The organism is Mesorhizobium sp. M2A.F.Ca.ET.039.01.1.1, assembly GCF_003998035.1.
Classification (GTDB): Bacteria; Pseudomonadota; Alphaproteobacteria; order Rhizobiales; family Rhizobiaceae; genus Mesorhizobium.
The window spans coordinates 1-2,403 of record NZ_RZRY01000837.1 but is presented as its reverse complement, the minus strand read 5'-3'; the positions used below and the strand labels follow the sequence as shown (position 1 = coordinate 2,403).

The following is a 2,403-nucleotide window of genomic DNA, read 5'->3' as shown; positions in this document are numbered from 1 at the left end:
GACCAAGCCTATATCCGTTCGCTCGCCGCACCCGGGAAAACCGTGCTGGTCATCGAATATTACGACGGCAAGGGCGGCGTCACGGATCGTAAAGGCTTCGCCTCAGCCACTGGCTTCAAAACGGTTTCGCCGACCGATTTCGCGGTCGACGACAAGGTCACCGTCCACCTCTTCGGTATCGAGCCCTGCGAGGGCGACATGGTGAACCGTCGCGAGAACTTCGCCGGCAGCTGCGCCGACTATGCCGAGCAAGGGCTCAAGACACTGTTGAAGTCGCCAAAGGTGATTTATTGCCGCGCCTTCGTCAGCGAAGCCAACGCGCCTATCCAGGACGCGACCTGTTACGGCTACTACAACTACCCCGGCAGTCTCGACACGGTCGACATGTTCGAGGAGCAATTGGTATCGCTCGGCACGCATCGACTTGCCAAGAAGCCGGGCGGAGGCCTCGCACGGCCAGATCTTGAGCAGGCAGAAAAGATTGGCCGGGGTGGCGGCTACGGCATGTGGGCAGATCCCCGGATCAAGACGAAATGAGATCGCTCGCTGTCGTATTGGCCGCCGTGATTTCGGGGCCTGTGGCCGCCACCCCCGCAGGCTATTTCAATCTCCGGCCCGGCGTGGCGCTCGAGAGCGGCGACAGCTGGACAGACGCCGGTGCGAGGTATCACCTCTACGGTGTGCAGTCTTGCCTGCGCGGCACGTACTATGCGGATAGCTCCGGCCGCCGAGAGGATTGCGGCGAAGCCTCCCTTGCTGTCATGGCGGCATTCATTGCTGACACCAAGCCGGTCTGCTCGCCGATAGCGACGATTGCCAAAGTTACTTATGTCGTTTGCTATGCGACAGTCGGCGCCGATCAGTTGGATCTTGGCAATCTGATGATCACGTCTGGCTACGCCTTCGCCGCTCTGCAGCCGGACGGCCTTCCTTACTCGCCCGCATATGCGGTAGCTGAACAGGTTGCGCGTGAAAAGCACGCTGGCCTGTGGCAGTTCAAGGACGTGCAGCATCCGGCGATCCTGCTCGGTCGTGCCGCGGCACGGAGCCCGACGATCCAATGAGAATGCGAGCGACCTGTTTTGCTGCTCTTCTGGCGCTGTCGGTTGCCGCCTCCCCTAGCTGGCCGGCCGACGCCATCGGGCCGGGAGCGGGGCCGTCTTCGCCGTCCAGCCAAACTATCTCTAAGGCAATCGTCGGCCGGGTAGCGGTCATCGATGGACGGACACTCTGGTTTCCGCGATCGGCCGAGAAAGTCCGTCTTGCCGGTATAGATGTGTGCGAACTGCCCCAATGGGCCTTCGATCCAACCCGATACGGCAAGAACACTGTGCTGAAACCCGTGCCGTGCGGCCCCCTTGCCAAGGCCTGGCTCAAGAGGGTGGTCGGCGACGATCACGTGACGTGTCGGGCGACCGCGTTTAATTCAGACGGCGCCTATGTCGGTGCCTGTTCCACGAGGGGACGCGACCTCGCTGTCGAGATGCTGCGGGTCGGCTGGGCGCTGGTCACCTCCCCTGCCCTTCCAGGGTACGACGCGTGGCAACGCCACGCCATGACGGCCCGATCCGGGATGTGGGCCACCTACGTGCTCGACATGGACGAGTGGCGCGGAAGGGCCGTCGATCGAACGCTGCAGAGACAACCGGTCGCCGACTTCAATCTACTGGCTGAGCGATCGCGAGAGATCTCTCCGCCATTCGCCGACGCGCGCAAACGGCCGCGCCGATCAGACCGCTGAATTTGGATGCTCAGGAGAAATGACCATGCGGCTCATCAGGTCCACCATTGTCCTCGCGTCGAGCGCATTGGCTTCGCTAGCAGCCGCGGTTGTTGACACGCAGGCCAGCGAGTGGGGTTGCGAAGTGCTTTTGTGCGCGTCGTCATCAAACCCATCCTGGCATGGCGTGCCTGCCTGCCACCCGCCCATGGATCGATTGATCTCGGCCATGAGCAGCTGGGGTTTCTCGTGGCCCACCTGCCCCGAAGCAGGTACCGGCTCGCCCGGCTACGAAAAATACGCCGATTGTCCGGCCGGCTGGAGCGTCGGATATTCCGAGGTCGGTCACGGCGCGCGCAGCGAACCGAGTCTGTGCGTCCAGAAGGGTCGCAATACATGCAGCCGTCGCGAAGGATGCAGTGATACGATTTCGATGCCTCGTCCGTCGCGCGGGGATCCGTATTACTTCGATATTTCTGCCAAAGACGGGTCTGTGTCCCGGCACTGGTTCAATCTGCGGCGTTAGCGCCTGATCCGCCTGGCGAACCTGGTTGCGGATTTCGGTTTCGGTTGCTTCGAGCAAAACAGTTCCGCGACTTCGTCCCGGAAGCGTGCCGTGGACGCAAGAAGCCGGGCTTGTTGTCCGTCACCAATGTCGGTGCCAGTGGCGATCATGACGGCTG

The 2,403-nt window shown here is 62.2% G+C and carries 4 protein-coding genes; 3 read left to right on the top strand and 1 reads right to left on the bottom strand.

Annotated features, from left to right (window positions below; genetic code table 11):
- The 3 genes from EOA24_RS34420 to EOA24_RS34410 all read left to right on the top strand — a co-directional run.
- Positions 1–537 (top strand): hypothetical protein (locus tag EOA24_RS34420; protein WP_127410615.1); only part of this gene is annotated, 537 nt, incomplete at its 5' end.
- Entirely contained in the window at positions 534–1,064 is a 531-nt protein-coding gene (locus EOA24_RS34415) for a thermonuclease family protein (protein WP_127410614.1), read from the top strand. The genes EOA24_RS34420 and EOA24_RS34415, both read left to right, overlap by 4 nt.
- 2 nt (positions 1,065–1,066) lie before the next feature.
- Positions 1,067–1,741: a thermonuclease family protein gene (locus EOA24_RS34410; protein ID WP_126092762.1), complete on the top strand. Its 675-nt coding sequence runs from the start codon at positions 1,067–1,069 to the stop codon at positions 1,739–1,741.
- On the opposite strand, the gene EOA24_RS42055 is transcribed toward EOA24_RS34410, so the two are convergent.
- Entirely contained in the window at positions 1,730–1,951 is a 222-nt protein-coding gene (locus EOA24_RS42055; RefSeq protein WP_189354474.1) for a hypothetical protein, read from the bottom strand. The two genes, EOA24_RS34410 and EOA24_RS42055, sit on opposite strands and share 12 nt — an antisense overlap.
- Between the last annotated feature and the right edge of the window lie 452 nt (positions 1,952–2,403).